The organism is Polynucleobacter sp., assembly GCF_040400325.1.
In the GTDB taxonomy this organism is placed as follows: domain Bacteria; phylum Pseudomonadota; class Gammaproteobacteria; order Burkholderiales; family Burkholderiaceae; genus Polynucleobacter.
This window is the reverse complement of sequence record NZ_JBBAQK010000024.1, coordinates 1-9,149: the sequence shown is the minus strand read 5'-3', so window position 1 is coordinate 9,149 and position 9,149 is coordinate 1. Positions and strand designations below refer to the sequence as shown.

Genomic DNA, 9,149 nt, shown 5'->3' with positions numbered 1-9,149 from the left:
GCGAACGACTGAAAATCGTTAGGTCGCCGGTTCGATCCCGGCCCAAGCCACAGAAATTTAGAATGTGACTGTTCATCTGATTAATTCTCTTGCTTCATTTATTACACTTTCCAAATGAACTTTAAAGAACGCCCTTGGGGCAATTACACGGTCCTGCATACTGAGGAAACCTGCCAGGTTAAGAAACTAGCTCTTAATCCAGGAATGCGCATCTCTCTGCAAAGCCACAAATTTAGAGCAGAGCACTGGTTTATAGTTTCAGGGCAAGGAACCGCCGAAATAGATGGCAAAGAAATAGAAGTTGGGCCTGGTGCCGCGGTTGACGTTCCGATTGGTTCAAAGCATAGAATTTCGTGCGGTACCAGCAATCCATTAGTTTTTATTGAAGTTCAAACAGGTTCGTCCTTTGCCGAAGATGACATTGTCCGGTACGAGGATGACTTCGGTCGCTAAGGCTAATGCCAAGTTAGAATTGACCCTTTCTATCTATCAGCTTAAATGTCTGACCGTTCAAGTCCATAGATTTGTTATCTTTTCGATTTCTACCCAACCATACTCATCATGTGCAAAAGAATTTTTGTTTCTCTCTGGTGGTATCAAAGTACGTATGGGACTCTGATCTGTTTCTGCTTACAATCCATTTCCGCAATAAAACAGTAATCCAGTTCTTTAACTTTCCTCACGATATAGCCGATCAATTTGCTAGATCACCATTCAAGGCTGTGTTTATCAAAAGGCTAAAGAAAAACCATACTTATCCATATAACAAGATCGCTAAACCCGCCGCATATTGATTCCTAGTTGCCTTTTGGCCACATTTTGAAATCCTTGGTTAGACTCACCTCATGATGAGCAAGGCCAAAACTCCGGAAATGTCGAAACCTACTCTCCTAATCATCAAACATTTTTATAACCTAAAGGCTGCTGAACACGAAGTTGTTCAGCGACTCGTTGCCTCCAGCAAGGAGCTTGGTTGGGTACCAAAAGTTGTTGAGGTTAATGCCAGTTTCGATTTTAAAGACATCAAGAGTATTGAAAAAAACGTCGATGCCGTTCTGGACATACACTATGAATATCCAAAGTTCTTTAGCGCAAAGAGTATAGGTGCCTTTTGGACCCCAACTTCATTCATGAAAGACTGGGATCTGGCATATGTTTGGGAAAACCAACTTAGCCATGACAACCTAGTTCATACCGATAGTCAAAAAATTCTTGAGTTGCTTAAGGGATTTAGACCCAAAGAAGAGTTTGGTGTTCTCAATCATTCGCTACCCGGAAGTTGGGTGGAATGGATCAATGAAGCTCAGAGGGATTCTATTCCGCACGCGTTTTATGCTGGCATCAATTGGAGTAAGTTATCTGGTCGCAAAGGACGTCACCATGAAATGTTCAAACTACTAGATGACAAGGATGTGCTTAACATTTATGGCCCGCGAAAAATTTCGCATGTGGTTCCATGGAAGGGTTTTGAAAGCTATCGAGGAGAGATCCCTTTTGATGGTAAGAGTATTTTACGAAAGGCCCGAGAGAGTGGCGTCTCACTTGTCCTTTCCTCTGAGCAACATCTAAGTGAGGGCATAATCTCAAGTCGATTCTTTGAAGGTTTAGCAGCCGGTAATTCAATCATTTCTGATGGGCATCCCTTTATTCGCAAACATCTTGGCAAGGACGGCTTCTACCTAGACTTGGAACGTGGAGATCGTTTTGCCGCAGATCAATTATTTGAGTTCATGCAGGAGTTACGCCAAAATCCTAAACTCCTAGCAAAGCAACAGGAGTTTTCTCAACATCTATTTATGGAGAAGTTTGATTTAACCGTCCAACTAAAGAAGATTCTAGTTAAGAAAAAAGATAAGCCTCTTCCGCGGGGAGTAGATGCCCTTATTTTAGGCAACTCGGAGAATGATCTGCGTGGGCGCTTAACCCAAATAGGATTTGCTCGGATTGAACAGACAAATGCATTGTTGCTAGACATTCAAGATTTAGTCTCGTTGGCTCGAAGCTTGGAATTGTCAGAATTTTGTGTGTTTTACTCAAATACAGAAGTCTTGGAAGGTTTTGAAGCTCAGTTAAAGGATTTGTTAGATGAAATGAAAAAAGAAGGAACCCAATTTGGGGCTTTACCTACGGTGGCCCTAAGCCAGGGAGGTCGACAGTTTGCCCCCGTCATAATGGGCAACACCGGAACCGTGCCTCTAAATGGACTTGTTATAAATTTAAAATTGAGTAAAGCAAGTTTTACAGAAGTTGCAATAAAAGTTCCTTGCCTACGTGTACAGAATAGTTCTGAGTTGCCCCAAGTTTCAACCTTTCATGATTCTTATTCATTCCTGCTTTCTATAGGCCAAGATCCCAAGAGAGATCGTGTTTTGAGTCTTCGCAAATCAGTTAAATCTGAATTTGATAATCAGTACTCACCAAATCAGCGCGATTTAATTGAAGAAATAAGGCTCATGCCACGCGCCAGAAGGCGCGTCCTTGGGTTCTCATTATTGGCAGCATTGCCGTTTATGAGACCAGTCGTGGGTATTGCTAAGTGGATGATTCGCAAGAAATCTTAAATCCCCTAAGAATTCAATACGATGATAAATGACCCTAGCCTGCCTAAATCTATTTTTAATCCGTCCACTTTTGATTTTCATGGAATTGAGCTTGTTAGTTTTGATTTCTTCGATACTCTGGTATTTCGGGACTCCGTAACTCACTTTCAGCTTTGGAAGAATTATTCTGACCAGTATTTCTATGCACGTTTCAAGGCTGAAGCTACCGCCCGAATTTTAAAGCGCGCCAAAGGAATTCCTGAAATTTCACAAGATGACATTTATTCACGAATGCCCAAACCTTGGGGACTCGAATTTGAGATGGACCTAGAGCAAAAAAGCCTTTCACTCAATCCTGTCATGGCAAACGCCCTAATTGCAGCTCAAGTTGCGGGTGCCAAGGTTTGCATCATTAGTGATACCCATTTCCGGGCAAACGACATTCAAAGAATTCTGCTCAAATTCAAGATTGCAAATGTGGAAGTCTTCACTAGCGGTGATTTTGGATTAACCAAATCGACTGGGTTGTTTGAGAAAGTCCAATCTAGTTTGAATGTTTCGTATGAAGACTGGGTTCATATTGGGGATAATTTAAAATCAGATATCAAGAGTCCTTATACAATAGGAATTAAGGCTATTTACTACCCACACATGAAACATCAATTAATTGATTGTGGTTTGCTTAGTCTGCAGGCTTATGACTTCTTACGTAAATCAGGAAAGTCAGGAAATGCGGCGATCGCGGGATTGTTTAAAAACTTATTGCTCGACTTAACTCCCTCACCGGAAGAAGGCCTTAAATTGCCAGAGCTTTTTGGTTCGGTAATTGGCAATCTGGTATCAAAGGCGATAGCTAAAGAAGTCCATGAAATGCATACCCAAAATAAATATGATTTCATTTTATACAGCAGTAGAGATGGATGGCTTCCTTTCATAGCTCATAAGCATCTCTTTAAGAATGATCCCATTGTCTATTTCAAGACTTCTCGCGAGTTATTAAATGACCAGAGGTTTCATACATATCTCGAATCAATTGTGGGAGATTCCAAGCGCGTCCTTCTCTATGACATAGGTTGGCGGGGAACGACAGCGAAAAAAGTTACTGATTTATTCCCATTAATCACTTGGGAATTCGTCTACTGGCAGTTATTGGGCCAAAAATCTCCAAATCAATTTGAGCTTAATCCTGGTGGTCTCAAAAATCGTTTACGTATTTGGCGATCGCGAGATTTCTTGGAATCTGTATTCACAGATGAGTCGAACGGTTTCGATCGGATTGGTATCGATTTAAAACCTCAAGAACGAATCAGGGGTGAGAATTCGAGATACAAATCTTTAATTCTATTAGGTGCAACGAGAGGAATAACTAAGGACTCTGTTCAAATAGACCTTGATAAGTCTAGCCTTATTCTTGAATCTTTTGCCCGTTTCCCTTCGGCTGAATTAACTTCATACTTTGAGGGTGCTATCCACCAGGTAAATGCAAACTCCAAGAGCTTGCTTATTACTTCAACATGGTGCGAACTTTTTAGTGGTTCAAAAATACTTTGGCCCTACGGGTCGCGATTAGTGTCAAGAAACGGGCTGGAACGACTTATCTTCGCATTATTGGTTTTCCTTAAAGAGTCATTCCAAAGAATTCAAAATCTACTTGGAAGATTAATTAAGAATGACTAGGAAACCTGTTTTCTTTGTAGTTTCTGATTTCGCCCCAAAGCTCTTGTTTTGAGTTTATCTCTTTCACAAAGGATGTGAACTTCTCAAGTTTCTCAGTAGAGCAAACTCGACTCGTAATCCCTTGATTAATACCAACGAACTCAATTCCACCATCTAATTCAAAAACCTCGGCGATTTCATTCGCAATCTCTTTGATAAAAATTTGTTGGCCCGACGCAATATTTACAATACCAACGTGTTTATCAACCAAATCGATTAGCAATCCAGCCGCTGCTTTTGTGGAGAGGAAATCTCTTGAAGCAGTTCCGTCTCCCCAGACTTCAAGTGGATCGCTTGAATTGTAAATTCTCGTTGCTTTTTCCAAAAGTGAAATAACTACATGGCCACGGCCTTCTAGGAAGCGATCACCGCTGCCAAATAAATTAGTTGATAATCCATAAACGAACTTTGTTTCACTTATTGAATGGAGCATTTCTAGATAGGAAAGACTGTGGCGTTTTGAAAATGCATACCCCATTTCACTCTCATGGGGATTCCCAATCAGCCAATCATTTTCCTCTATAGGAATCGATTTATATGGGTACCCGTATGCTGCGACGGTTGATGAGTAATACACCCATCTTGGTGGAAACTCTAAGAGTGCCGAAAAAATAGAATGATCGATTAAAGTATTTTCAATCAAACTTGCAGCGGGCTGCTCCTTATGGCCTGCAATTCCAAAAACCTTTGCTGCTAAGTGGAAAACGTGTGTGGGTTTATTGGTAAAAACAAAATTTCTTACAGATTCTCGGTCGCCAAGATCAATCTCGGAGCGCGAGGGTGCAAGTAGTTCCGCATCTGGGATTGTTGCTTTAAGGCTTCGAACTAATTCTTGTCCTAAGGATCCCGAAGCTCCCGTTACCCAGATTTTCACTTAATCGATTTAGCCCAAATTAAGTCTGATTCACACATTTCGCGAACCAATTCCTTAAATGAAGTTCTTGGCTTCCAGCCAAGCAGATTGTTAGCCTTGGTCGCATCACCTAGCAAAGTTTCTACTTCTGCCGGCCTGAAGTACTTTTCATCGACCTCAATTAGGGTACGTCCAGACCTCTTGTCGACTCCCTTCTCTTCAATTCCCTCACCACGCCATTCAATATCAAAACCTAAATTACTAGATGCTTCTTCAACAAAATCACGCACCGTGTACTGAGTGCCGGTAGCGATTACAAGATCCAAAGGTTCTGGATGTTGCAGCATTAACCACATGGCTTCAACATAATCGCGCGCGTGACCCCAATCGCGTTTTGCATTTAAATTTCCAAGACGGACCGTTTGATCAGATCCTGTGACCAATTGCGCCAGCCCTCTTGTAATTTTACGAGTTACGAAGGTTTCACCACGTCTTGGGGACTCGTGATTAAACAAAATACCATTACTTGCAAATTGACCATAAGCCTCTCGATAATTAACAGTTATCCAGTAAGCGTAAAGTTTTGCTGCCGCATAAGGAGAGCGGGGATAAAAAGGTGTATTTTCTGTTTGCGGGGTCTCTCGTACGTCCCCGTACAACTCTGATGTCGAGGCTTGATAAAAACGGCAAGAAGTCATTCCCAAGATTCGTAGCGCTTCAAGAATTCGAAGGGTTCCGACCGCATCTGAGTTTGCTGTGTACTCTGGCTCCTCAAAAGAGACTGCAACATGGCTTTGAGCCGCAAGATTATAAATCTCATCCGGTTTCACTTCATTGATTACCCGCAATAAACTAGACGAATCATTCATATCTGCGTGGTAAAGAAATAGACTCTTATTGCCAATTTTCGGATTATCAAAAAGGTGATCTATTCTCTGAGTGTTGAACAATGACGTACGCCGCTTGATCCCATGGACTTCATATCCTTTTTCAAGTAGTAACTCAGAAAGATATGATCCATCTTGACCGGTAATTCCTGTAATTAGTGCTTTTTTATTCATTAGCTAATCCCCATCCCTACGACGTCATAATTATAATGTTAATAGATATAAAATAGTTGCCAACCCTCTACCTGTTCAATCAATTTGTGCCTTTGAGTAATCCCCACGAATGACTTATTTTGAACCATTAAGTAAGAATTTGATTCAAATGTTGAAAGTTGGCTCATTTCCGCGATTCTTTCATTTGCTTCCTGTATTCGCTTAGTTGAGAACCTATTAATGTATGCAAAATTTACCAACTGGCCCCCTTCTGAAATGAAGTCCATGAAGGAAGATCGCCACGAGATTTCCAGGGGGGACGGAAAGCCAGGTAGAAAGTACATCGGAATACTAGGGTTGAGTTTACTTGAAAGTACCCCTGGAGATACATCACTTGAAGCAAATAATCTACTTAGAACTTGCTTCTGGTTCTGATAATAATTGCCAAGCTCTAATTGTTGTACCCCCAAAAGTAGAGCAAAAATTACTACCACGACTTTATGTGAGAAACTTCTGCTTAAGATAAGGACGGCCCAAATTATGGCGAAGAGCGGTAACGCCCAACTAAATCTAGAATGAACCCTAAAAATGCTAAATGGGGTCAAGAAAAATTCATTCTCAGTTATCAAATGCTCCTGACCAAAAAACTGAAAAGAAGGGCCTATCGAAACTACGAAAAGTATAAACCCGGCGATGAATAAATATTTGACATCAAAGAGACTGGAAACTGTTTCATTCTTTGATTTAGTGAAAATGACTTTTCGTTGGACTTTAATCATTATTGCAATTAATAGGAGGAGAAAAACTCCAACACCCGGGTATGAAAACCCTGTCAAATTTTTGATTGATGTAACTGGTAAAACCATCGCACTTATGCCCGCAGAATTGAAGTATATTAGCCAATCGGAGGCATACAACCCGATTGAATCTAAACCGGTGCTCGATCCACGAAGTCCAGCATTAAATCCGCCTCCCAAAAAAGTACCTAAAAAAACAAAGTTGGTGCCGACTATAAGTTTGAAAAAAATCGTCGATTTTCCAATTATTTTTTTAGAAATTATCAGGTCCGCCAAAAAGAATAAACCTATCATTGGTACAAAGTAGGTGTGCGTCATAGAAACTGCGAATAATAGAGCGGGCCAACCAAATTTCTTAATCTTTAAGTCCTTAAGCCGGCATAGCCAAAAGGCTAAAATTAAAAAGCCTTGTATTTGTAAACTTGGCCAAGACCAAACCCAAAAAATTTGTGGAAGTGTTGCAATAGTGAAACTAGTGAATGAAGCCACGAGAATCGATTTACACTCCCAATAAACAAAACCAAAAGCAGAACTTACGGTAACTAAAACCCCAAAGAATACATTTATTCCATAAAACTGCATAGTGGAATTGTGAAAATCGAATATTGAGTTAAGGATCTTTATAGGATAGGCGGTCAAGGGGAATGCATCAGAAAAAAGTAAAGAATTATTTCCCCAGACTCCTAGATTCGACAACGTCCCCGGTGGGAACCGCCAATCTTGACTCAAAAAGGAATTTTGTGCAGCAACTTGTTGGCCTATGTCCAAAAGTGAATTATCCTCTCGATAAATCCAATTTACGTAATTTGGATTCAACAGGTTAAATGGATGCATTTTATGGAAAACTACTAAAGTTATCAGGAGTATTAGGCTTAAGCATGAAGGGAGCTGAAAGTTTACTAAGGAAAGTTTTTGCTTCAATTGCATAATCAGGCTCATTTTTTATTACTTCTTGCTTTCGTGACAGGCTTAATCATCCGTCGTAGATTCTCTATTGGTCAAAATGATTTGATCTTTCAACTTTGACTCTGGATTAATTTCAATCTCTTCCCATTGATTCATCGGACGGTTTTGAACAAGTTCATAAATCCTTCCGATGTACTCTCCGATAAAGCCCAAACCAGCAAAAAGCAAGGAATTAAAACTTAAGATCAACAAAGCCAAGGATGGCCAACCTGGCACCGTGCTACCCATCCAATAAAGGATTAGGAATAAAATACCCAAAATAAATGAAAGGATTGAAATTACAATACCGAAAAGAGCAAAAAAACGAAGTGGAATGAAACTAAAGCTGACAATTGAATCTGTGGCCAAAGATAACATTTTTGAAAATGAATATTTTGTGACTCCGGCAAATCTTTTGTCTCTTGTGATTGGCAAGGGGTAAACGCGAAATCCTAATTTAGGAATTAGAAGTCTAAAAACCTTTTTCGACTCAGGCAAATTTACCAGCGTCGTCGCTGTTGATTTTGTCATCATTCTATAATCGGCTGCATGTGGTATTAATTCTAAACCAGTAAATTGTGACGTTAATTTGTAGTAGATACCAGCAGTAATACGTTTAAGAAAATTATCCGAGCTTCGATCGGCACGAAATGCTTGTACAACATCTATTTTAGGCTGGTTATCCCCTGTTAAAATTTTATACATGGTTACTAAGTGCTCGGGTGGATCCTGTAAATCTGCATCAATTGACGCAACGTACTCGCCGCGACTTTGACTCATACCCAAGGTAAGGGCAATCATATGACCGGAATTCTTTCTCAAACTTAAGATACGAATAGAGCTCGCGGATTGAAATGACGCTGCGACCTTTACGGTTTCGTCGCTACTACCATCGTCGACAATAATTATCTCATGGCTTATCTTTGAATCAATTAGGAGTCTCGAAATTCTCAGAAGTGTCTCCTGAATTACAAGTTCTTCATTGTAGGCGGGTATAACCACCGATAATTGTATTGGGTTCGAACCTAAAGGTTCCAAAGTCATTATACGAGTATACCGATGAGACTTAATTTGACTTCAACATTCCGCAATATAATGAGCAAATCCTGCGGCGTTTGGATGACTGGTCTATTTCTACAGCATCAAGCGGGTGCAAAAGGGATTTAATCCAACCTCACAACACCACTCGGCGTCATCAAGTGAACCGCAACAATCCCTGACTCACCATCATTTGTTGATGGGTCAATGAACTCAAGAT

7 protein-coding genes are annotated in these 9,149 nt (G+C 40.5%); 3 read left to right on the top strand and 4 right to left on the bottom strand.

Translation table 11 applies throughout. From position 1 onward, the window contains the following. Nucleotides 1-114: 114 nt before the first annotated feature. The 3 genes from ABWP14_RS11115 (at nt 115) to ABWP14_RS11100 (ending at nt 4,217) form a co-directional block, all read left to right on the top strand. A complete protein-coding gene (locus ABWP14_RS11115; protein WP_353203039.1) occupies nt 115-453 on the top strand; it encodes a phosphomannose isomerase type II C-terminal cupin domain in 339 nt (112 codons plus the stop codon). Between the two features lie 392 nt (nt 454-845). Next, a complete protein-coding gene (locus ABWP14_RS11105) occupies nt 846-2,561 on the top strand; it encodes a hypothetical protein (protein WP_353203037.1) in 1,716 nt (571 codons plus the stop codon). Between the two features lie 21 nt (nt 2,562-2,582). Then, the gene (locus ABWP14_RS11100) at nt 2,583-4,217 is read left to right on the top strand and encodes an HAD-IA family hydrolase (RefSeq protein WP_353203036.1); all 1,635 of its coding nucleotides are present in this window, start codon (nt 2,583-2,585) and stop codon (nt 4,215-4,217) included. Here ABWP14_RS11100 and ABWP14_RS11095 read toward each other — a convergent pair. The 4 genes from ABWP14_RS11095 to ABWP14_RS11080 are packed head-to-tail and all read right to left on the bottom strand — an operon-like array spanning nt 4,204 to nt 8,935. Continuing rightward, the gene (locus ABWP14_RS11095) at nt 4,204-5,130 is read right to left on the bottom strand and encodes an NAD-dependent epimerase/dehydratase family protein (RefSeq protein WP_353203035.1); all 927 of its coding nucleotides are present in this window, start codon (nt 5,128-5,130) and stop codon (nt 4,204-4,206) included. The two genes, ABWP14_RS11100 and ABWP14_RS11095, sit on opposite strands and share 14 nt — an antisense overlap. Beyond that, nucleotides 5,127-6,170 carry a GDP-mannose 4,6-dehydratase gene (gene gmd / locus ABWP14_RS11090; protein ID WP_353203034.1) on the bottom strand — a complete coding sequence of 348 codons (1,044 nt, stop codon included), beginning with the start codon at nt 6,168-6,170 and terminating at the stop codon, nt 5,127-5,129. Before gmd ends, ABWP14_RS11095 begins: the two co-directional genes overlap by 4 nt. A 38-nt stretch (nt 6,171-6,208) precedes the next feature. Further along, a complete protein-coding gene (locus tag ABWP14_RS11085; RefSeq protein ID WP_353203033.1) occupies nt 6,209-7,885 on the bottom strand; it encodes a DUF6311 domain-containing protein in 1,677 nt (558 codons plus the stop codon). Between the two features lie 30 nt (nt 7,886-7,915). Further along, entirely contained in the window at nt 7,916-8,935 is a 1,020-nt protein-coding gene (locus tag ABWP14_RS11080; protein ID WP_353203032.1) for a glycosyltransferase, read from the bottom strand. Nucleotides 8,936-9,149 lie beyond the last annotated feature (214 nt).